This is a genomic window from Bacillus sp. NP157 (assembly GCA_018889975.1).
Lineage (GTDB): Bacteria > Pseudomonadota > Gammaproteobacteria > Xanthomonadales > Rhodanobacteraceae > Luteibacter.
Map to the genome: position 1 here is coordinate 1,891,342 of CP076546.1, position 19,165 is coordinate 1,910,506.

Sequence of the window (19,165 nt, forward strand, 5' to 3'; positions counted from 1 at the left end):
GGCCGTCCCTGCAGGAGCTCCCTTCTTTCCCGTCTTCGGAAACATGGCAGTCCGGGCCTGGCTGGAAAGGATGCATGATGCAGATGCGAATGAAAGACATCGACGCTCGGACGGCGTTCGCTGGAGGTGGCTGAGAATAACCATCCGTCGGGCATGGCCTCCACGCGGTCCGAGGAGAACCCCAGCCAGTTCTTGGCTGCCAGACACTTGCCGGAGAAGGATGTAAAGGCCCCCGATCCACTCATACCACTGGCCCCTAGCGGCAGCGACGCACAGCAGCGTGGCGCTTCCCATTGCGTGCGACCAAAAGCAGTCCCAGTCGAACTGTGCTGCCATGCCCGTTGGCCGGGCGCCGACCCACGGCGCAGTAAGACCTGGCTCATTTGGGATGACCAACCGGCAGGACGAAAGCCAGCACGGGATTTAGCGCGGTCCAGGGAACGGTGTTGTGCGTCTGTCCGTCGAAGACCCAAGTCTCCAAGACCATTCCGTGCTGGTCAAAAAATGGTTTGACCAGGGCGGTAAAGTCCCGGACATTCCCAACCATGCGGGCGTACTTCACCTCGGCAGCGAAAGCGTGCTGGTCGACCGGCCACTTTTTCATGCCTTCGGTCAGCTCCTCCTCACGGCTGCCCACACCCATAAAGAGACTGACGTGAGGGCTCCCGGCTGAGACAGTCTTTTCAAATGTTGGGACCTCCCGAAAGACGGCGCGGTCGCTCCGCCACAGGGCGGGACTGATGGCGACGTAGCACGTGAAGTAATCCGGGTGCTTCAACATCGTGTGGACTACTGCCTGACCGCCGAGCGACCAGCCCAGCAGCGTCTGGTGCTTTGCGTCTACCGGGACCATGTGCCGGACACGGGGCTTGATTTCCCGCTGGATGGTGTCGATGAATTTCTCGTAGCCACCGAACTTTGCGTCCGGCCCAAGGTCCACCACCACCTTCTTCTCATAGGCGGTCAGGTCTTCAGGGGTAAAGTCGAGTGTCCTGTCCGCGCTGTTTGGCCCAGGACCACTCTCGATGCCGACCACGACAGCCTGCTCAAGCTCCAGCGCCTTCGCCTCGTTCCACACCGCACTCGCGAACGTACCAAAGAAGACATTGCCGTCGAGCACATAAAGTGTCGGATAGCCGGAGGCCGGCGGCGTTCCCTGGGGCACATACACCTTGACCCGGTACGACTCGCCATTGAATTTCGATACAAAGTCGAAATGCCTTGTGTAATCGATTGTCGCCTCGCCCACCCGGTCGGGCGCATGACTGGCGATGACAGAAAACAGGGGGAGGACTCCAAGGAAAGCTGCGGTGATACAGAGAATGGGGTTCATGAATTGCCGAGTCGATGGTGGGAGTGTGAGTGTCCACGGAGAGGCGATGGCCGTTACCCGGATTGCGACGTTATACGGGCGTTGCGTCGGATTGCCTGTGGAGATGCGCCGAACGTGCGCACAAAGGCCCGACGCATCCGGTCGACGTCGGCAAATCCGGTCTCCCGTGCAATGACTTCGAGCGACAGACGGCCCTGTTCGACCATCAGACGCGCCTGTTCCAGACGCAGGTTCTCAATGGCCTTTGCCGGCGACTGGCCGGTCTCCTCCCGAAACGCACGCCGGAACTGCCTGACGCTCAGGTTGGCTACTTCTGCCAACCGCTCAACCGTGAGGGGAGCCTTCAGATTGCTCCGCGCAAAGACCAATGCGGTCTGGATGCGGTCGGTCTTTGTCCCGATATCGAGAAGGGTCGAGTGCTGCAACTGCCCTCCGGCCCGTCGATGGAACATCACCATGCGTTTGGCAACCGTGCGAGCCGTCTCCACGCCGAGGTCGCGCTCGACCATCGAAACGGCCAGGTCGATGCCTGCCGTCATTCCGGCGGACGTCCAGATGGGACCGTCGACGATGAAAATGCGGTCTTCCTCAACGCGGACTCCCGGATGGGCCTCTTGCAGTTTGCGCGCGTGCGCCCAATGCGTGGTCACGCGACGACCTTCGAGAACACCAGCCTTGGCGAGGTAAAAGGCACCGGTACACATCGAAGCCACACGTCGTGTGGTCTTCACCGCACTTCTGAGAAATTCAAGCAGTGCGGGCGTCGCCGTATACACGCCATCGAGCACCCCGCCGATGATGACTGTGTCGAAGCCCGCGTCAGCCGTTTGGGCGAAGCTGTCCGTCATCACGGAGTATCCAAGCGAACTACGGACCAAACCGCCTTTTTCCGAAATCAGATGAATCTCGTAGTGCGGGTTCTTGACTATCTTGTTGGTCAGCTCAAAGACAGCGAGTCCGCCAAACACGATGACGCCAAAGTTGGGCACGACGATGTAGGCGATGCGCTGCATGAGGCCTCCTCTATGGCGTTGGTCTGCGTCACCCGATGCTCCCATGGTGCGCCGCTGTACATGACGATGGGAAGGGTAAAGCGCCGCCGAAGGGGCTGGGCCGGAGAACGGCCCACCATGGCCGAAAATGTCGGATTTGCGACCTGCTGAAGCCCTTTTGCCCGCCTAGCATTGAGCGGGGAAGGCCGGCTCTTCGTCCATCCCTGCCTCACGACGCCCCCGACGTGGTGCCACGTGCTGCATGCAGGTGGCGTGTCACACCCCGATACCTCCCCCCCACGGGCTTTCGCACCCAAGGAGCGCCTCATCAAAACCTACGATATCCAGACCAACGGCATCACCTTGCACGTCACCGAGGAAGGTGAGGGCCCGACCGTGCTTTTTTGCCACGGTTTCCCGGACACGTCGCGCACCTGGCGACGCCAGATGGAAGCCGTGGCCTCTGCCGGCTACCGCGCCATCGCTCCAGACATGCGCGGCTACGGACGGAGTACCGCCCCGAGCGATGCGGCGCTTTACACGCCCCTGCATACGACCGGGGACCTGGTGGGACTGCTTGACGCCCTCGGAGTCAATGACGCGGTACTGGTCGGCCACGACTGGGGCGCGACGCACGCGTGGCAGGCGGCGCTGATGCGTCCGGACCGTTTCAGGGCGGTGTTCTCTCTGAGCGTGCCATACGTTCCGAGGTCCGATACCAGCGTCTTTGACCGCATGCGCCAGGCGGGACACGAAGAGGACTTTTACATGTTCGAGCAGGCCCAGCCCGAGGCGAATGACACCTGGGCCAACGCTGCCGTGACGATTCCGGGAATCCTCTACTGGGCTTCGGGCCGTCCTACAACCGGCACGGGGTGGAGCCCCATGAATCGAGCGCGCGCACTGTATCGCCCGTCACCAACTCCGCTCCCGGCGTGGGTGGACCCTGCCTATGTCGCCCACAACATCGCCGAGTTCGAAAGAACGGGCTTCCACGGGGGCCTCAATTATTACCGGGCGGCCGAGCCCTACTTCGCCCTGTCGGCACCGTGGAAGGGAGCACGCGTTATCCAGCCTTCCTACTTTATCTGGGGACTGGCGGACGGGTTGCGGGAACTTTATCCGATAGGGCCGGAACAGCTGCGTGTCGGCGTACCTGACCTCGTCGGCATGGTCGAACTCGAAGATGTAGGCCATTGGGTACAGCATGAGGCGTCAGACGTCGTCAATCAGCACCTCCTGGCATTCCTGCACACCGTAAGACAGCTCCCGACAAGGAAGGACTGCTGATGCCACACGCAATTGATGCAAACCACGGCTTTACTCTGAACAATGACGTTTCGATGCCGGCGCTCGGCTTTGGCGTTTTCCGCGCCGAGCCTGCGGAAACCGTTGGCGCCGTGCGAAGCGCCATCGAGCACGGCTATCGACTGATTGACACCGCCTCGGTCTACAACAACGAGCGGGAAGTGGGCGAGGCGGTGCGCTACTCCGGGATAGCCCGTCCCGATGTCTTCCTGACGACAAAGGTGTGGATCACCGACTTTGGCCGCGACGCAACCCGCCGCGCCTTCGACCGAAGCGTACAGGCGCTCGGGACGGACTACGTCGACCTGTACCTTGTCCACTGGCCGGTTCCCGATAACTTCGGGGCGACCATTGAAGCCTATCAGGCAGCACAGGCCATCATGGCAGAAGGCCGCATTCGAGCCATCGGCGTTTGCAATTTCCGCCCCCTGGACCTCGACTTGCTTGTCCGTGAAACCGGTCATGTCCCAGCTGTAAACCAGGTCGAGCTCCATCCGCTCTTCAATCAGCCGGATGTCCGTGCGGCCAATGAGCGGCTCGGCATCGTTACGCAGGCGTGGTCCCCCATTGGTGGGATCAATCGCTACGGGCAGAAGCAAACGGGCGGCGAAGCAACCGCCGACCCGCTTTCAAATCGCTCCGTTGTCGCGCTCGCCGAGAAGTACCGTAAGACCCCAGCCCAGATTGTCTTGCGATGGCAGCTGGAAATCGGGACGTCTCCAATTCCGAAGTCGGTTAGGGCGTCGCGGATTGCCGAAAACATCGATGTCTTCGACTTCAGTCTTCTGTTTGACGAGGTCGAAGTCATCAGTGCGCTTGATTCCGGCGAGCGCGGAGGACCGGACCCGGCTGTCGTCAGCCCAGAAACATTTCCGCTCACCATTGCACGCTGAAGGGATAGCCCCATGCACAATCCTCCGTGTCGCCGCTTCCTCACCACCAGCGCGACCCTTGCCGCAAGCATCATGGCCGCCCGTGTCGTTGGAGCGCGTGATAATGCGCCAGCCGCCCCTCGCCTTGTCCCGCAGCGGCTCAAAACTGCGCGTCACAGCACTTTTTACTGGGAGACCGGCCCGGCCGATGGACCGTTGATGGTCTTTATCCATGGTTGGCCCCAGATTGGTTTGATGTGGCGGGCGCAGATGGAGGCCTTCGCCTCTTCAGGATGGCGATGCATTGCACCCGACATGCGGGGATATGGCCGGTCGTCCGCGCCACGTGCGAGCAGTGCCTACGCATACCGGGAAATTGTGGCGGATATGGTTGAGCTCCACGACCACTTGGGCGGTAAAACTGCCGTATGGGTCGGGCACGACCTTGGCAGTCCCGTGGCAGGCGCGCTTGCAGCGATGCATGCGGAGCGATGCCGTGGTGTGGTGTTGCTGTCGGTCCCCTATTTTCCGGACACCTTCGCCCTCGACACGCTCCGTCCTCTTGTTGACCGAAAGCTCTACCCTGAGGATGAGTATCCGGACGGACAGTTCGACTACTACCGCTTTTACCTCACGCACTTTGACGTCGCCACCCGCGATTTCGATGCGGACATCCCATCGACACTTTCAGCCATCTACCAGCCAGGTGACCCTTCGTCTGCCGGCAAGATTTATCGGTCGGCGTCCATCAGCCGGAATGGGGGATGGTTCGGTCCCGCCCATCGTGCTCCGGCGCTTCCGCACACACCTCTATGGCCAGAGCGTGACTTTGATGTCCTCGTCGATTCCTTCCGCTCCACCGGCTTCCGGCCGGGGAACGCCTGGTACCTCAACGATGAAGCCAATCTCTCATATGTCCACATGGCCCCCAACGGAGGACACGTCGCCCAGCCCGTCCTCTTCGTCAATGGCGTCTGGGACCCTATTTGCGATGTCACCAGAAACCCGCACCTTGGCAGACCGATGGGGGAGGCTTGCAGCAAGCTGTCGGTCCGCCACGTCAACGCTGGACACTGGCTTCCGCTTGAGCGCAAAGACGAGGTCGTCCGTGTGATGAACGAATGGCTGCAGTCAAGCGGCCTGGCATAGCCGAACGTATTGCGCTGGTTCGTTGGCTACCGTACCACTCGGCTTGTCGCCGGCCCATAACCCTTGCGGTCGGGTCTTGTAGTTTGCCGGCACGTAAATCGCGCTGGCAAAAAAGAAGGCACCGCCAGCCAACGGTGTCAGGCCGTTCAACGGCAAATGCATCATCCCCTCTTCCACGCGGGGCCGGGACCCGTGCCCGGCGTCCCCGCATGACCCGGCCGACCCTTCATGAATCGTGGAAGGCAGCGCGGACATCCCTGACCATCACACCCGCGCGTTTGACCAGCGCCCGGGGCATGTCTTCGGACACGCCAGACTCCATGGTCCAGTGCTTCACTTCGTAGTCTTCGTGCTCGTTGATATGCTCGGCATCAGCGGGGAGCGGTTGCTCTTGTCATCACCCATGGCAACGTGTCTCGGTTGAGACCCAAGCATGGGTGAAATCACAACATTTGCAGTCGTCCGCATATTCGCGCGGGCAGACGGTAGCGGCACGATAATTGTGCCCATCAAATGCACCGTTTTTTCCTCAAAGATTGCAGGTGCGACGCGACGTATCCGGCTTTTCCAGCCCTTGCCTCGAAAAAGCGCTTGCAATGGCGCTTCCATGGTGGGAGGTTGGGTTCGAAAACCGCAGGCGTTATCCCTGACGCCCTGTCTCGAGGAATTCGTCCTGGGGTTCGGATTCCCAGTCCGGAAAAGCCAATGACACGACCCATGCATCCGGCGCGACTCCTTTTTCACTGCATTGACGGCGGCGGCAACGCCGTCGAGGCAAAGGTCAACGCAGCATTCGATGGGCGCGTTGCGCGTTGGGTGTGGCATGCGTCCATCCAATGCGACCAGTCCCCAACGGCTTACATGCTCGGCACTTCACCAACCCTTGATGACGTGACGATGGACGTCTGTGCCCAGGCTCGAATGGTCATTCTTGGCGAGGACCTTGCCGAGCCAATCATGCGACCAGGCCGCAGCCGGGTCCTGGAAGGGCCGTTTGTCCATGCAAACGGCAGGCCCGGGCGGTTCCGGGCCGAGCGAAAGACGGACGGCACCATCTTGACGGTTGAAATCGTCAACGAAGCGGGCGAGTGTTTTGAAAGCCTTGAATTGCCTTCTTTGACAGCCATCGACCGTGCGTCGACTGAGGCGGGTGCGATGGAAGTTATTTACGAACTTCTACACCGGCGGTATGGAGCAACAGTCGGATGACGATTTAGCCACTTGCCGCCCCCAAGGATCGTCACCGCAGAGAGAACCTCGTCCGTGTTCTCCGTGAGTCTGGCACGGAGGCAATGACGGGCTGACATCACATGCCGAAGCCCTCGGCGCGAATGGATGCGTTATCGCCCTGCCCTCGTTGATGACCGGTTTCCACCGGTTCGCACGCTTTATCGAGTAAGGTCAGCGGGCCCCGCCGATGGCTGCTCGGTAACCAAGCCGGGGATCCGTCGGGACTCGGGCTCGGTGGAGGACGGCGGCTTCTTCGCCATGCCTTGACGCACAAACCGGTTCACTATGGGCCTCATCGGGAGCCACGTTTGCGCACGTTCACAGACCTGACATCGCCAGTTTGGGTGCCTGGGCGTCTACCGGACCCGCTTCACCTTCGCGGTCTCCAGGTGTTTCTGAATGCGCTGTCCGCGCCAGTCCCGCCAGCCGGTTCATACGGACGCCGCGCGTCGGGCTTCGAACGCACGGTGCTCGAAGCTGCTGACGATGCCTGCCGGCGATGGGCTGGGCAGCCGCCAGAGCTGCTCTCTGTCTTTTCGACTCATTCTCGCGACGCCGACGCCGTCGACAGAATGATGGACACGCTGAGCACAGCCCCGCGAAACCTTTCTCCGTTGACCTTTATCCGGACACTCACCGTCAGCGTCGCCGGCTCTTGGACGCAGCGGGCAGGCAACCACAGGGCCACCACGACAGTGACCGCAGGCGAAGCCAGTTTCGGCGTAGGTCTGCTCGAAGCTGCGGTCCTGACAGTTGCCGAAGCCCGTCCGGTGCTCTACGTTTTCTGTGATATCCCGCTTCCAGCGTCACTGAGAGCGCTTCGACCGGAAAGTACGCCGCTAGCCGCCGCGATGGTCATCTCGCCGGAGAGGAAAGGTCCATGCCGACGCCTGAACCTCGAGTTCGGGCGCGGACGGGACGGGCCGGACGCGACCGCGGAAGAGGTCTTGCACGCCCTTCGTGCGCCGACGGGAACGCGGGGCCGCGGGCTGTCTGTTCCAACTGCACCTCACACCCAGTTCCTGCTGCATATTGACGCTCCCCTCCCCCAAGTGTCCCGACCATAGGCGATATCGTCCAGGGCGCACGCGCCCGACCTTTCGGGCGTTACCTAGCTGTCATGGGTAACCGGCGACCAGGACGTCCATGTTGTCAGCGAAAAGTCCGGGTGCTTGATGCGGGCATCAGGGTTCAAGCCGTCGAATCAGGTTTTGCGCATCCGGAACGGCATGTCCGGCGGCGGTGTTGTCAAAAATGCACCATGCAGGCTCGCCAAGCGTAACCGCTTTTTGCAGTTTCGCGGCCATCGCATCTAGGACCCCGTCGCCATAGGATGAGTAGTATGTTCGCGGCGATCCATGGAGGCGGCAGTACAACATGCCTGTTGGCTGAAATGGCTCTGCGTCCGCGACCGGGATGGGGTCGGCCCATACCGGCGATACTCCGGCGCCGTCCAGGACATCGCGCCCCTGTGCCGTGAACCACGACCGGTGCCGGGGTTCGCACACGATGTGTGCAGGCGTGCGATTGCGGAGTTGGGAGAAGAACCGGAGCACTGTTGGCACGGCGAGCTCAAGTCCCGGCGGCAGCTGGACGAGGATGCATCCGAGACGGTCGCCGAGACCGTCCGCTTCGTCGAGGAAGGTACCCAAGGCCCTTTCACATCCCTCAAGCCCGTGGGTGTGGGTAATCAACCTTGGCATTTTGATGCTGAAGCGGAACGATTCGGGCACGCTTTGTGCCCATCTGACATAGGTTTTCCGAAGGTGCTGACGATAGAACGACGAGTTGATTTCCACGCAGGAAAAGACTTGCGCGTAGCGTTCGAGGTGGCTCCCTTCCACCGGAAAGAGGTGAGCTGCCCGGCGCGGCAGGGACCACCCGGCGCACCCCACCCGTGGTTTGGTTTCTTGCACCGGCCATCCAACCTGTGCGGGTAAAGACCCGCGATGGGAATTGTAGGCGCCTTCGACCCGGAACACCTCCGAAAAAGTCGCGCCGCGAGAGCCGACCATGGGCGGGGCCGCCGTCCAGCAGGAGGTGGCCATCACGGCCATACAGCCGTTTGCCACCCGTCGCGCGGCAGCGGCTGCCCGGCACCGTTGGCGCCCCTTGGCGGAGGCGTCTGGTGGATTCGCTGCTCCCCTGCTCCGCACTGGTCGGATAGTCCGTTGGACGGTACGATCGGCCTGTCAGCCGCCAGGGAATGACAGTCATGAAGTCACGAATACGCGCTGCCGAATACTTTGTCGTGGTCCGGGATGACGACCAGACCATCGTTGCTTCCACGATGACGCTTGCCGGTGCGATGGCCGTCCGCGACAAGACGGTGCGTGAGTCAGGTGACGGGCACAGTTGCCTTCCCGCAAGTCAGGAACTCGCCGAGGAATTCACCAGTTGGCGATGGCGCACGGAGATTGTCGAGCGGGACGGCATTCCCACGCCCGTCGCTGTGGTGGCCCGGTAGCATGGGCCGAGGCGACGCATTGCAGCGACGACGCTGCACCAGCCGCGCATCAGAAGTCTGAGCCGTGCGCCGAGAACCGGTCGACTCGTCAGTGCTCGCCTCCGTCGGCTACGACCCGGATTGCCACATCCTTGAAATCGAGTTCCGATCGGGTTCGGTCTACGCTTACGACGATGTCACGCCGGGGCTGCATTTACGGCTGATGACGGCGCCCTCAATCGGCAGCTTCTTCGACGCCGAGATTCGGGACATCAAACCGTTCCGGCGCGTCCGCTAGACGGCACCACCCAAGGACACTGCGCAACCCAGGGACACAGGCGGGTGGAGGTGATGCCCCGGAGGCAGCCGTCCATCGACCCGGTGTTCCTGCGCAGCTGCGCGATTCACGCGAGACACCCGACCCAGCCAAACGAGGGAGCTTGTCGACTTTTGACAATGGACATTGACCCAACGGCGGAGGCGGTCTTCCCAGGGACGCGACAGCTCCGCTCCATGCAGGCAATGGCCGGCAGGAAAGCGTCCCCGACGCGCTTTGTGCGTTGTCGAGCAACCCGAAGCCCCATGCATGCCAGAGGTTGAGGCCTTGGGCTCAGCCGGACCGGCGATTGCAGCTTGTCCAAGCGAGTTCTCATCGGACCCTGCCGCTCGACGGACGCTCACGGTATTCGCCCGGCTGGAGAGCCATGTGTCGCACAAAGGCGCGGCGCAGGGCCTGCTCATCACCGAAGCCAGTCAGTGCGGCAATACGCTTTACCGGCTCCGTTGTCTCGTCCAGCATCGTCGGGCCGCATCGACCCGGAGTCCTTCCACTGCTTTGGCCGGAGTCCGGCCCATGCGTTTTTGATAGACCCGCGCAAAAGTTCGCGGCGCCATGAAGGCGCGTGCCGCGAGTTGTTCCACACGCAGGTCTTCTGTCAGGTTCGCCGCCATCCAGGCATGCAGATCGTTGAAAGTGTCGCCGCCGGTGGCCTGGGCTGCGAGCGGGGTGCTGAACTGCGACTGGCCACCCGATCGCTTGAGGAACACCACGAGTTGCCGCGCAACGTCGATCGCCACGCGGTGCCCATGGTCTTCCTCGATAAGGGCAAGGGTAAGGTCGATGCCCGCCGTGACACCGGCCGAAGTCCAGACGTTGCCATCCTTGACGAAGATGCTGTCGGCGTCGACGCGGAGCGCCGGATACGAGCTTGCCAGACGGCTGGCCCATTGCCAGTGTGTGGCGGCGCGACGGCCGTCGAGTTGCCCGGCCGCCGCGAGAAGAAACGCACCCGTGCACACCGAGCAGACCCGGCGGCATCGCGATGCATTCGCGGCGACCCACGCTGCGACAGCGTCGGAGACCTGGTACGTTTCGTCCCGGCAGCCACCGGGGGCGATGAGGGTGTCAATGTCGCGCCCCTCGAGCGATGCGAGCCCCTCGGTCATGACCTGGAGGCCTGCGCTCGTCGTCACCAGACCGCCAGATTCGGAGGCCACGACAAGCTGATAGCGTGGCGCCTGCCCGACATCCAGCCGATTGACCGTATGCAGGGCCTGCATGGGGCCGGTCAGGTCAAGCACATTCATCTCCTCGTGGGCCAGGAGGACGATGCAGCGGGGCGGAGAGGTGGACGGCACAGGCTGCCTGCTTGGTCAGGGTCGGGCGGGTTGAGGATATTCGAAGACCAGTGCAACGCCCCTGGCTGTTGCCCGGCCGTACCGCTGCATGATGCCATCCAAAGCGGTATCGAGCGCGGAGGCGGGCTTTTCGTCCGGGGCCACCACAGGAGCGGCGACCTGCTTCGCAGGGGTGGTGCCAGAAAGCAACGCGAGCCCGTGGCTCGTCGTCACGGAGGCCGCGCCGCCTGTGTCGACGAAGACCTGGCTCCGGCCGGTGGAGGCGTAGGCATCGATGGTCAGCGCGAGGCTCACCTCATCGGCGCCTGGCTTGGCGAGTACGCGGATCGTCTCGGGGCGGTGCCACCACCGGTTGCCATATGCGACCGTCGCAAGCGGCCACGCGGTGCTCAAGCGTCGCGGCTTGAATGCCTGGGTATCATGATGGGGCGACCAGTCATTGACGCCGAGTGAATGCGCGACGCGCCCGGCTTCGGCGCGACCGTGAAACGCCTCAATGAGCGCGATGGATGCCGGGACGGCCGCGCTGACGCCGGTCGTGGAAATCCAGGGGCCATCTGCCATGAACCGGCGATTGCGCGTCCAGTGAATCGCGGGGTAGGTCCTGTTGCGTTCGTCCTCGGTAGACCAGTGCGCGGTCGCGGACCGCCCGTCAAACAGGCCGGTTTGCGCAACAATCAGGCCGCCGTTGCAGATGCTGACGAGGGTGGCGCCCTTGCCTGCTTGCTCCCTGAGCCACGCCATGAGCGCTGCTCCCGACGCCTGCGCTGGCACGACAACAACATCAGCACCTTCGGGAAATGCGCCGTCGAACGCCTTGACCGTCGCTTGCAGGCGCAGACCCGGTCCCGGGGCACCCATGTCGGTGAAGGTGGACACCTCGGCGTCGTCCATGGCGATAGCCCGGACATCGAGACCGGGGTCACGCGAGAGAATCCCGAAGGGCACAAGCAAATCGCTCAGTTCCACACCTGGGTTGTTGGCGACAACCGCGATAAGGGGCCGCTGATGGCCGGGGCGTGCTTGCAATGGCGGGATGCCTGGAGCGCTGTATCCCGAAGGAGACTGCGGCCGCGGAGCCCCGGCGCTGCACGCGGTGAGGGTGAGCCAGACGAGGCCGGAAAGCCGGGGCCAGGAGCGGTCGAACCAGGAGCGTTGCATGTCATGCACACCGTGGGAGGGCAGCCGATTCTCCCGTCCGGACCTCTTGGGCGGCCATGCCTTTGTACATTCAAATCCTGCCAGGTCATGACGATCCCGGAACGCGCCAGACAAGACACCCGACGACCGCCGTCCGTGGCAGCGGGGGTTGTCTGGAAGACCGCGTTTGCGCTGGAGCCTTCGTGCGGACGGTTGCCATAGCCATCCGACCTGACGTCGTGTGACAGGGATGCAGCCGCGCTCCTCCATGCCTGACGGCCTTGGCGGCACCGACTGACCCTCCCCGGGGCACGTGGGTTGGCAGCGGTGAAACGGTCGACTACCCTAAACAGGCCATGCGTGAGCATCGCAGGCCATCCCGCCTCCTCGGCTTGGCCCCCTACTGGTCATGGATGACTCCGGCCCGCGGCGTCTGACATCGTCGCGGGCCGGTTTTCCGGCGGCTGTCGCGGACCGCAATGTCTCCCGTCACACCATGTGATTTGCCGGAAATGACCCTATCCGCCACGGGCATGCCGTGATGGGATGGGGGAAATCAGGACAAAGCCATGCGCCAGCGATACCTATTGCCTCCTGCCGATCTCATGACACTTCGTCAGCTCGATGACACCTCGTTTCTTGCCACCCGATCACTCGATCGCGGGTGCTGCCTGCATCTGTACGCACTGGCCCTGGTGTCTGAGGATCCGGATGGATGGTGGCGCATCACGGCGCTGGGACGACATGCGCTTCAGTACGCCGCCGATGATGGAGCGACCCCAGCCAAGGATGCCTTCGCGCCGTAGGCCAACCGGGCCCGACACCGCTTTGGTTTCAGAGAGCGCAGGGATTGAGATGCGCCGACATGTGCTGCGTCGCGACCTTCAACAGTCAGTGAGATGGCGCAACCGCTTTAATTGTCCAGTGCACAGCTCGGGATTCGATCCAGCCATCCACTGGGCCGCTGCATCGCCCACTCGATTTCTCTCGCTTGCCTGTCGTTGATGAGCCCGTTGGCGAGCAGGCCGACCAATTGGCTACCCGAAACGATGCCAAGGATGCGACCGAGCGTCGCCCACGCCACAATACCATCGTGGCCCAACTCGGCCATGAGGTACCGCAAGTTCGCCCTTCTCAGCGGCTGCAAGTCTGGTTCGGAATCAAACGTCACGGGTGGAGGCCCTGGTCTGCCGGTGACACCTCACGCTACGTCAGCGACAGGTGCCGTGCAACTGTCGTGCGGCTGACGCAAAAGGGCCCGCGTCGCATTTTCCAGCGATGAGACGACGGACAAATGAGGACGGAACAGCTACATCCCGCCGTTGCGGCCGGCCTCACATCCCAACGTCTTGTGGACTGTGCGACCCGGATGCGACGCGGCGGACTCGGCGTCGGTGGATTCCAAGCGAAAACCGTCCAGCACCGCTGTCGGCAAGAGGGAACAGGGGTCCGTGGACCTTGGCCGCTCGTTGTCTGTGTGGGACCTCACTTCCCCCGTCGATATTCAGGCCACCCGGCAACCATCGTCGAGCGGCAACCATCCCACCGAAAGATGAGACCGGCAGGGGTGAGTTCCGAGTGCCGGTCGGAGACGCGGCATGTCGCGCGCCGCGTCAAATCGTCGGCACCTTCACACCTGCATGTCCGAGCGCGCCTAGACTGCACCTTGGGGCCACGTCACCGGGAGAGGACCCATGGGAACACAGCGTCTCTTAGACGATGTCGGCATCCTCCATCGCTGCATCGACTCGGGCGATCTTGAAGAAGCGCTGTACCGGGTCCAGCAAATTGAGCATACGGCCGATGCAATGGGCTGTGGCGAAGTCAGCTCTGCTGCCCGAAATGCCCTGCGATGTCTTTGCACCACCAAGGCAGGAACGGTCGGACGGCTGCATGCGGCACTGATTACCCTCGTTGCCGCCATCGAGCAGCTTTCGACGCCCATTGTCTGAACCGGCAGATGGAGGCCAATGCCTAGGCAGCCAAGGCCGGTTCCGTAGCCGCCGCCAGCGTATTCTTGCCCGAAGTGCGACTCGTTGGCGGTGCGCTTCACGCCCCGTCGCCCACCGCCGGCGCATGGTGTGGGCTTCACTCGTTGTCGAGGCGCCGATGCCCGCCGTCCCCGGACACACTTGCCCTGCCGTCGCCGTGTCAGCGCGGGAACTCCCTGCGCTTCGACGCAGCAACCTGTCGACCCTGCTGGGCGCGCTGGAACGCGAGGGCTGCCAGACATTGCGCGGACAAGCCGAGCGACTGGCTCTTCCGGCGGGCGCGCTCCGAAACTTGATCGGCGGTTTCCCGATGCCTGATGACGTGGCGAGGGAACTCGAATGGACGCTGCAACTCGATGCCGGTTGGCTGGACGTCTCACACGGAAAGTCGGTGCGCCTTGGAAGCACGGAGGAGTGAGAATGTGGACGTCCTTCGCGGCGGGTCGCCCGTGTCCTGCAAGCGTGTGCGACGCTTCATGACCGCTGGCCATCCGTTGCCAGGACAACTTAGTCAGCGAGGTTTTTGCCGTGCTCCGCTTCGGCGGCCCCCGACGAGGCGTCTCGGACAAAGCCAAGGAGCTCATTTGCCTCCTCTTCCGACAGGGCCTCGGCTTCGACAAGGAAGGCGACCTCCGCTCCGTCCGGGTCGACGCGTAGCAGGGTCTTCCCCGGCTCCCGCAAATTGCCATGGACCAATGCGCCCAGCCCGAGGTTACCGCGCTCGACTGTTCCTACGGTAAAACCACCACTTCTCTCAATCAGCGCCACACACAGTTCCGGGTGAAACCAAATCACTTTGCCGAGCATTTTTCGCCTCGCTACCGCGCTTGCCATTTCCTCAACCCATGAATACTAACGGCGGCAACCGGTCACACTTGAAGCTGGTGCGTGGCGGCGGTTCAGGAAATCCGCTGTTGGGTTCACGAGCTGGCGTTTTATCCACCATCCCGCGTCCAAAACCGGAATCGCGCTTGCGCCGGCGAGCCGAGCCGGAGGTCCGGCCGGCATCCCGGCATCCCTTCCGGACCGACCGCAACAGGCGCCTGTCCGGATTGCCGCGCGTCGCCTGTGGTCTCAAGCCCTGTCTGCTGCGGCCGATAATGGAAGACTGTCGACGAGGATGCGGGCATGGGGTGTTTACAGAAGATGGCGCTGGCGATCGGACTCATGTCGCTGGGTGCGTGCTCCCGCGAGCGCCCCCTCCATCTCGTCAGCCAGCCTCCTGCATCACCGGCCGACCTCAAAATCGAAGGCCAGACCGGCGTCATCTCCTGGTCCTGGGGCTCAGGAGAGGCGAAGCGTCAGGTCCGCACTGCCGACCAGGACCATCCTGGGCATCGAAGCGCGAATGCTGACGCGGTAATCCGCCTCGAGCTTGACGATGGGACCGCGGTCCGTTTCGTAGCGAGGCATGGGTTTTACATCTGCCAGACAGGCTGTGAGCAGCAACACATGCCGATCACCTGGGTCATTGCATCGAGCGACTGAGCTGCGGCGCATGCCGTGCCGAACAGCCCGCGGACCTGGGCCCGGCCGGCCTATGGTGTGACCGGCGCCACAGAACCGTCGTCCCCGAAGTCAGCAGTTGCCTGCCCAGAAGATGGCTGGCGTATGCTCGGGTCATGGCGCAACCCACGAATAATGGTCTGCTGCGGCTCAAATGCCTGACCGTCGATGCCGTCGCGGTCGGTCACTCAGTGCTGGAGGACGATCTGGACGAAGCCCGCTTTCGCGCCCACCTCGTTTCGGTCAACGCCGGCATGTGGGGCCTGGTCTCGGTGGCTGCCGCGGCCCACGATGTGCTCATGGCCCTTGGTGAGCCGGGCGAAGTGCCAAAGCCGGGATATGGGGTGGCCGTTCTCGCGCTGGCGAAAGCGCTCAGCCCCCGCTCTGTCTTGCGGTAATCGTCCAACCGCCGACGCCAGTTTTCGCGTCTGTGAATGGAGCAATTGCAAGCAGGTCGGCGTGATGCCTTTCACGGTCGGCCGCGTTGGCGGGGCGCGGTGTTCCGCTGAGCCGGTATTCTCTGTTGATATCCATCACGGACCGGCGGAGCAGGACACATGCCTCGGCGGCCTACTCGGCGATCGGTGGGACAACAATTCCCCTGCCCTGGAACGTCGGAGCGGCGTGTTTAATCGTGGGTCGGCGCTTTGAGCATCTCCTGGAAAGCATCCCTCCAGCTCGCGCCTGGCGCGGGGTCGAGGAATGCCACCTTCGGTTCGACGCGTCGAAGGTCTGCCGCAGCGTCCAGTGGCGGAACGTTAAAATTGTTGATTCGCACATCATTGCTGCCACTCCGCTCCATTTTCGTTTGCGGTCAGACATCGCGCTCCCGCTCGTCTTCGTCCATCCACCCCGCCCGCCGGTGCATGACCCATTCGACGTCCCGGGCGAACGCATCCGGGATGTCGTCTCCTTTGAGCATGCCGTCGAGATCCCTCGGGTCGACTTGCAGAACCTGCGCAGCTGCCCTCGTCGTGACCACGCCCTCCGCAAGCAATTCACCGAGTATTGCCCGGAGGTTTGCCCGCCGGTTGAGCTGCACCAGATCGGGTATCGCGCCGACGACACCCGGTTTGGCCTTCCCCGACTCGTGCCGTTTCACCAAGACCATCACCTCCTCACAAAGGCCGGGACAATGGTCGCACGCGCCATGCCGTTGCGGGTTGTCGGTGGTCGCACTTTGCTCCTTGCGCGCTTTGAATCCTACGCTTTCTTCGGGTACCCGCACGGGCGGCAAAACGCAGTTCGTCTTGACTCCGCCCTTTCCGCTCACGCGGTCGGGCATCGCGCATGGGAGCCATTTCGGCGGCGATCTGCCCAGACACTCTTGACCCCATGCGGACACGGTTGGGTTGAGCGCGCGCATCGAACTCTCACGCCAAAAATAAGGCAGATCTTCCGACCGGGACGGACCAGGCCTTCGCCCGCGCTTGACGCGCCCCTTGCTCAACTGCCGGTCGTTTTCCGAGGGCCGCCCATGCGCCACCTCGTTGTAATCCTTGGTGACCAGCTCAATCCTGACTCTCACGCTCTCGATGATTTCGACCCATCGACGGACATGGTCTGGATGGCCGAGCGACGGGGCGAGTCCAAGCATGTCTGGTCGTCCAAGCAACGCAGCGTGCTGTTTTTGGCAGGAATGCGCCATTTCGCGGCCTCCCTACCACCGACCCATCCGCTTCGCTACACGAGGCTGACCGACGAGGGGCCCGATGACCTCGCGGCCCTTCTCGGATTGGAATTGGCGCTGAGCCGCCCAAAGCGGGTTATCATCGTCCGACCCGGGGATCATCGCCTCCGGGAAGCGTTCAAGGCCGTCGCGCTCTGCCACGGTGTCGAATACGTCGAGCGTCCCGATCGCCACTTCCTGTGTGCGGTCGAAGACTTTCGGGCGTGGGCGCGAGGCAAGTCGTACCTGCGCCTGGAATCGTTCTACCGGTGGATGCGCCAACGCCATTACGTGCTGATGGATGGCCGTACACCCGTCGGCGGGCGGTGGAACTTCGACAGTGAAAACCGGCGGTCCTTCGGCCGGGAGGGTCCGGGGTGGGTCCCGGCGGCCAGGTCGTTCCCGCCTGACGCCGTGACCCGAAGCGTCATGTGCGATGTCAATAACGCCCTGGCTGACCACCCGGGTGACCTTGCCCGATTCAATCGGCCAGTGACGCGCGCCGATGCTCTGGTCGCGTTGGCGGACTTCCTGGACCATCGGCTTGCGGGTTTTGGTCGCTGGCAAGATGCGATGTGGACGGGAGAGCCTCTGCTTTACCACGCGCACCTGTCGTCCAGCCTGAACCTTCGGCTCATTTCGCCGAGAGAAGTCATCCTCGCGGTGCTTGCCCGGTACAAGGGCGGCGAGGTGGCGCTGTCGTCGGCCGAAGGCTTCATCCGCCAGATTCTGGGGTGGCGCGAGTACGTGCGAGGCGTGTACTGGCTGGACCCGGAACGGCTGCTTCGGTCCAATGCACTCGGCGCGCATGAGCCATTGCCCGCCTTTTACTGGACGGGCGAAACGGAGATGGCATGCATGAGGGAGGTCATCGGGCAGACGCTGCGCACGGGTTATGCGCACCACATCCAGCGGCTGATGGTCACTGGCAACTTTGCGCTGCTCCTCGGCGTGTCCCCATACGAGGTGCACGAGTGGTATCTGGCGGTCTATGCTGACGCTGTGGAATGGGTCGAGGCCCCCAACACCATGGCGATGAGCCAGTTCTCGGATGGTGGGCGAATGGTATCGAAACCCTACGCGGCTTCAGGGCGGTACATCGAGCGGATGAGCGATTATTGCCGCGGGTGTCGTCTCGACCCCGGGGATGCGACGGGCGAGCGCGCGTGCCCGTTTACCACTTTGTACTGGGACTTTCTGGACCGGCATCGCGGCCGTTTCCAGAACCACCCCCGCGCCGCCATGCAATGGCGATCGCTCGAGCGTTTGCCCGAGGGGCGGCTGGAAATGATTCGGAAACGGGCCCGTCTCATCAAATCGCAAATGGCGGCCCGCTCCAGTTCCTGATTGGCGGGCGCCGACGGTAAGGGACAAATCGACACCTGGCACTCCCGGAGCCAAGCCCTGACCGTGCGCCAGTTGGCCATCACCTGTAGTCGTCGGGATTCGCGTCAATCTCCGCCTGCACAGCTCTTGCCTCAATGCCTACCTTCGACACAGCGCGGCGCACCGCCGACACGGGGGCGCCAAGAACCAGACCCCAGAGTTCGAGACCCGGGCAGTCGCCGATGCCGATGTCCCGGGATGGCCCTCTTTCCCATCAATCCCGGCGTTCATGTGCCCGCCTCCTTCCCCGTTTTGACGCTGAATCTGGCGCGGATACTGTATGGACCAAGTCAGCCCGGTGTCTGTGCCGCATCGACTACCACCGGCGCAGGAGACGGGGTCACGTAGACCCGTTGAGATGCCCGCAAGTTCCCAATTACAAGGGAAGCTGCAACCAGTGGCCGCTCCAACCAGGGTGGCATAGCGGTGCACGACACACCCGGGCGCCCGCATCAGGCGTCGCGACCAGCTGTTGGACGGGTGCAACGCGGAGGGCCGTGCGTGA

Annotated in this window: 20 protein-coding genes; 11 read left to right on the plus strand and 9 right to left on the minus strand. The window is 62.9% G+C overall.

Translation table 11 applies throughout. The features are described from left to right. Positions 1-379: 379 nt before the first annotated feature. The gene (locus KPL74_08475) at positions 380-1,333 is read right to left on the minus strand and encodes a hypothetical protein (protein QWT22028.1); all 954 of its coding nucleotides are present in this window, start codon (positions 1,331-1,333) and stop codon (positions 380-382) included. A gap of 53 nt (positions 1,334-1,386) precedes the next feature. After that, on the minus strand, positions 1,387-2,346 hold the full coding sequence (locus tag KPL74_08480; GenBank protein ID QWT22029.1) for a GlxA family transcriptional regulator: 960 nt from the start codon (positions 2,344-2,346) through the stop codon (positions 1,387-1,389). 252 nt (positions 2,347-2,598) lie between these two features. Here KPL74_08480 and KPL74_08485 point away from each other — a divergent pair, with 252 nt between their 5' ends. The 3 genes from KPL74_08485 to KPL74_08495 are packed head-to-tail and all read left to right on the plus strand — an operon-like array spanning position 2,599 to position 5,654. Beyond that, complete coding sequence (locus KPL74_08485; protein QWT22030.1) at positions 2,599-3,615, plus strand: alpha/beta hydrolase; 1,017 nt, start codon at positions 2,599-2,601, stop codon at positions 3,613-3,615. Beyond that, a complete protein-coding gene (locus tag KPL74_08490; protein QWT22031.1) occupies positions 3,615-4,526 on the plus strand; it encodes an aldo/keto reductase in 912 nt (303 codons plus the stop codon). Before KPL74_08485 ends, KPL74_08490 begins: the two co-directional genes overlap by 1 nt. A gap of 12 nt (positions 4,527-4,538) precedes the next feature. Next, positions 4,539-5,654, plus strand: coding sequence for an alpha/beta hydrolase (locus tag KPL74_08495; protein ID QWT22032.1), 1,116 nt, complete (start codon positions 4,539-4,541; stop codon positions 5,652-5,654). A gap of 226 nt (positions 5,655-5,880) precedes the next feature. On the opposite strand, the gene KPL74_08500 is transcribed toward KPL74_08495, so the two are convergent. Next, entirely contained in the window at positions 5,881-6,015 is a 135-nt protein-coding gene (locus tag KPL74_08500) for a DUF3606 domain-containing protein (GenBank protein QWT22594.1), read from the minus strand. Positions 6,016-6,359: 344 nt separating this feature from the next. Between KPL74_08500 and KPL74_08505 the strand changes: the two genes are divergently transcribed. Both KPL74_08505 and KPL74_08510 read left to right on the plus strand, forming a co-directional pair. Beyond that, entirely contained in the window at positions 6,360-6,863 is a 504-nt protein-coding gene (locus KPL74_08505; protein ID QWT22033.1) for a hypothetical protein, read from the plus strand. 488 nt (positions 6,864-7,351) lie between these two features. Continuing rightward, positions 7,352-7,951, plus strand: coding sequence for a beta-ketoacyl synthase chain length factor (locus KPL74_08510; protein QWT22034.1), 600 nt, complete (start codon positions 7,352-7,354; stop codon positions 7,949-7,951). Positions 7,952-8,068: 117 nt separating this feature from the next. On the opposite strand, the gene KPL74_08515 is transcribed toward KPL74_08510, so the two are convergent. After that, positions 8,069-8,899, minus strand: a complete 831-nt coding sequence (locus KPL74_08515) for a DUF72 domain-containing protein (GenBank protein ID QWT22035.1) — start codon at positions 8,897-8,899, stop codon at positions 8,069-8,071. 200 nt (positions 8,900-9,099) lie between these two features. Between KPL74_08515 and KPL74_08520 the strand changes: the two genes are divergently transcribed. Both KPL74_08520 and KPL74_08525 read left to right on the plus strand, forming a co-directional pair. After that, on the plus strand, positions 9,100-9,351 hold the full coding sequence (locus KPL74_08520) for a hypothetical protein (protein ID QWT22036.1): 252 nt from the start codon (positions 9,100-9,102) through the stop codon (positions 9,349-9,351). A 64-nt stretch (positions 9,352-9,415) separates the two neighbouring features. Continuing rightward, positions 9,416-9,628, plus strand: coding sequence for a KTSC domain-containing protein (locus KPL74_08525; GenBank protein ID QWT22037.1), 213 nt, complete (start codon positions 9,416-9,418; stop codon positions 9,626-9,628). Positions 9,629-10,101: 473 nt separating this feature from the next. On the opposite strand, the gene KPL74_08530 is transcribed toward KPL74_08525, so the two are convergent. Both KPL74_08530 and KPL74_08535 read right to left on the minus strand, forming a co-directional pair. Further along, the gene (locus tag KPL74_08530) at positions 10,102-10,911 is read right to left on the minus strand and encodes an AraC family transcriptional regulator (GenBank protein QWT22038.1); all 810 of its coding nucleotides are present in this window, start codon (positions 10,909-10,911) and stop codon (positions 10,102-10,104) included. 72 nt (positions 10,912-10,983) lie between these two features. Next, positions 10,984-12,129, minus strand: coding sequence for a DJ-1/PfpI family protein (locus tag KPL74_08535; GenBank protein QWT22039.1), 1,146 nt, complete (start codon positions 12,127-12,129; stop codon positions 10,984-10,986). 548 nt (positions 12,130-12,677) lie between these two features. On the opposite strand from KPL74_08535, the gene KPL74_08540 reads away from it, so the two are divergent. Continuing rightward, positions 12,678-12,914, plus strand: coding sequence for a hypothetical protein (locus KPL74_08540; protein QWT22040.1), 237 nt, complete (start codon positions 12,678-12,680; stop codon positions 12,912-12,914). Positions 12,915-13,021: 107 nt separating this feature from the next. Here KPL74_08540 and KPL74_08545 read toward each other — a convergent pair whose 3' ends face one another. Then, positions 13,022-13,279 carry a hypothetical protein gene (locus KPL74_08545; GenBank protein ID QWT22041.1) on the minus strand — a complete coding sequence of 86 codons (258 nt, stop codon included), beginning with the start codon at positions 13,277-13,279 and terminating at the stop codon, positions 13,022-13,024. A gap of 523 nt (positions 13,280-13,802) precedes the next feature. On the opposite strand from KPL74_08545, the gene KPL74_08550 reads away from it, so the two are divergent. Further along, positions 13,803-14,060 (plus strand): hypothetical protein, encoded by a 258-nt coding sequence (locus KPL74_08550; protein QWT22042.1) that lies wholly within the window; start codon positions 13,803-13,805, stop codon positions 14,058-14,060. A gap of 546 nt (positions 14,061-14,606) precedes the next feature. On the opposite strand, the gene KPL74_08555 is transcribed toward KPL74_08550, so the two are convergent. Continuing rightward, on the minus strand, positions 14,607-14,906 hold the full coding sequence (locus KPL74_08555) for a hypothetical protein (protein ID QWT22043.1): 300 nt from the start codon (positions 14,904-14,906) through the stop codon (positions 14,607-14,609). A gap of 815 nt (positions 14,907-15,721) precedes the next feature. Here KPL74_08555 and KPL74_08560 point away from each other — a divergent pair. Beyond that, positions 15,722-16,003 carry a hypothetical protein gene (locus KPL74_08560; GenBank protein QWT22044.1) on the plus strand — a complete coding sequence of 94 codons (282 nt, stop codon included), beginning with the start codon at positions 15,722-15,724 and terminating at the stop codon, positions 16,001-16,003. A 416-nt stretch (positions 16,004-16,419) separates the two neighbouring features. Here KPL74_08560 and KPL74_08565 read toward each other — a convergent pair whose 3' ends face one another. Beyond that, positions 16,420-16,890 carry a hypothetical protein gene (locus tag KPL74_08565; protein QWT22045.1) on the minus strand — a complete coding sequence of 157 codons (471 nt, stop codon included), beginning with the start codon at positions 16,888-16,890 and terminating at the stop codon, positions 16,420-16,422. A 192-nt stretch (positions 16,891-17,082) separates the two neighbouring features. Between KPL74_08565 and KPL74_08570 the strand changes: the two genes are divergently transcribed. Continuing rightward, entirely contained in the window at positions 17,083-18,621 is a 1,539-nt protein-coding gene (locus KPL74_08570; protein ID QWT22046.1) for a cryptochrome/photolyase family protein, read from the plus strand. Positions 18,622-19,165 lie beyond the last annotated feature (544 nt).